At 56.9% G+C, this 1,813-nt stretch carries 3 protein-coding genes and 1 pseudogene; all 4 read right to left on the bottom strand.

Going from position 1 to position 1,813, the window contains the following annotated elements:
- Positions 1-331: pseudogene (locus E8M78_RS15925) on the bottom strand (hypothetical protein); the annotation flags it as partial.
- 9 nt (positions 332-340) lie between these two features.
- Positions 341-523 carry a PAAR domain-containing protein gene (locus E8M78_RS23835; protein ID WP_246658360.1) on the bottom strand — a complete coding sequence of 61 codons (183 nt, stop codon included), beginning with the start codon at positions 521-523 and terminating at the stop codon, positions 341-343.
- A gap of 392 nt (positions 524-915) precedes the next feature.
- Positions 916-1,338: a hypothetical protein gene (locus E8M78_RS15915; protein WP_137135997.1), complete on the bottom strand. Its 423-nt coding sequence runs from the start codon at positions 1,336-1,338 to the stop codon at positions 916-918.
- Positions 1,339-1,351: 13 nt separating this feature from the next.
- On the bottom strand, positions 1,352-1,813 hold a 462-nt coding region (locus tag E8M78_RS23355; RefSeq protein ID WP_170973444.1), incomplete at its 5' end, for a hypothetical protein.

Below are 1,813 nucleotides of genomic sequence, written 5' to 3'. Positions count from 1 at the left end.
TGGATAGACTGTCAGGGGTAATATCGGCCACGGGCTGACCTTTGGCGGCGGCCCTCGCTGAGGCGACAATTTCCTCCTGAATATCCCTGTCGTGGTGGTAGGGATCGACCATCCACGGACCGCCCATCACCACCGAGTAATCACCGCCATAGCGGTAGAGCGGTCTTCGCGAGAGGCCTGCATTGCGCAGGTCTGCATCGACGTTCTGGAAGAAGGCACCGTCCATGACGGCAAAGATGCGGATATTGGGATCGTTCGCCTGCTCGCAGAGATAGCCGAGAAGAGCCTTGTGCGGCTCGGACAGGGAATGTGCCGGTGTTTCGTCATCCATGCAGACGGATCATCCTCGTGTGGACGGGGAGGCGTTGCCGCCCTGCTGGGTCTGGCAGCCGGAACCGCCCGGACCTTCGTCACCGATGAAGACGTTGGACGATCCTGTGGCTGCGTTTCCGCCGCAGTCGATGGCATCGCCGATGCGTCCGGCCGGGCGACCGTTGATAAACACACTGGCGGAACCGCTCATCAGCGCCCGTGCGGTCCTGCGTGGCCCATTGTGCAAGCATGTGCAGCGTAACTGTCGCCAACGCGCATGGCAGGCAGGCCATTGATGAACACATCAGGGCTTCCGCCTGTGACAGGTGTCGGCGGAAAATGGCATCTTGCAGGGCTTCACCGAGCGAGTGACGGCATCCGAGGCGCGGTTGAGCGCCTACGAGACCGGCACGAACTCATTGAACGAGGCACTCAGCAGGCTCAGGAAATAAACCGCCAGCAGCAGCGCCAACACAGCAGGGGAATGGGGTTCGAGCGGTAATGCGCGGGCATCGTGCCAGCTACCCGCCCGCCCCGGCCCTACAGCCCAATCAAAAAGAGCGGGCCAAGGCGGGCTAGTCGCCGAATGTACGGCGAAGAACATCATTCCTTAGTGTATAATTGCGGGAACCGTGCGTCTTTCATCGCCCAAGGGTCATTCGGATAAGCATGATCAAACAGGTGAGGCTCTCTAGGGCGACATCCTGGTTCTTCATAAATCTCATCAATGGCATTTTCTTCGAAAAATTCCATTCCCTTATAATAGCCGTGGCTGCAATCTTGATCCCCTGCGAAGGTGATGAAGGATACTGTTATATCTGCGTCGGGATCATCCTGTAAGGGCCGCAAAATCTTCTGCAGGACCGGAAACGCGTCTTTGATCTGCTCACGGTCCTTCATAAGAACCCAGAACGGCAATTCGTTGTATTGCCAATGGGTTTGGCCGAGGATGCGCAGCCATAGCTTACCGTCGTATTTTTGCAGCTCGGCGAGGGTTTCTTCAAATTTGTCAGACCTAATACTCATGTTTCCGGAACCTTCAATTGAATGGCCTTGACGGAGGCGGCAATCCTGCCTGTGTTTCCGCGCCGGGCGGGAGAACCCCGCACTTCTTGTCGCGGTACTTTTTCAGGTTGCGGTTCATGTTTTCCTGTTTTTCCAAGATTTGTCTTCGGTGCCCATCCCAGTTTCCCAAATCCTTTTCTATTCCCCTTGGATGTGGAATCTTGGCGTATGGGTCTTTGAGGAAGGTTTCATACATGCCAAGGCCGCCTTGCGAGACAGAGCGGTCCGCTAACATATCCGCTCGCCGCTTGGCCAGCTCTTGGGTCAGTTCCTTGATTTTCGCATAAAGCTTTCCGCATTCCGATTCGGGTGGTGGCGGACACGTTGAGCAGACCTCATCAATTGCGCCGGTTGCCGGTTTTGTTCCGGCCTCTTCGTCGGCGTTTGACATCTCGCTGACGGCATTGCCAATGCCCACAGCGGCAGCGGCGGCGAC

It is taken from the genome of Rhizobium sp. FKY42, assembly GCF_005222835.1.
In the GTDB taxonomy this organism is placed as follows: Bacteria; Pseudomonadota; Alphaproteobacteria; order Rhizobiales; family Rhizobiaceae; genus Neorhizobium.
This window is presented reverse-complemented; position numbering and strand designations above follow the sequence as displayed.